Source organism: Seonamhaeicola marinus, assembly GCF_008085455.1.
Window position 1 is genome coordinate 1 of the sequence record NZ_VSDQ01000054.1, and the last position, 251, is coordinate 251.

The 251-nt window shown below is 30.7% G+C and carries 1 protein-coding gene; it reads left to right on the top strand.

Features of this window, described 5'->3' with window-relative positions; translation table 11 throughout:
• Nucleotides 1–251, top strand: a 251-nt coding sequence (locus tag FUA24_RS00345) for a substrate-binding domain-containing protein (RefSeq protein WP_148539588.1), incomplete at both ends; no start/stop codon positions are given.

Below are 251 nucleotides of genomic sequence, written 5' to 3' on the forward strand. Positions count from 1 at the left end.
GGTAGATTTAGATTATTATGAAAAAGTAAAATCTAAAGGCATACCTTTAATTTTATTTGACCGTGGTGAAAACGATTTGAATGTAGATTATATTGGTATTAATGATTATGATAGCAGCCATATGATTGTTGAACATTTAGTAAATCAAGGCTGTAAGCGTATTGCCCATATTGGCGGTTTTAAACACACCCGAATTTACAACAACCGTATTAAAGGTTACATTGATGCCATAAAAAAGCATAATTTACCTT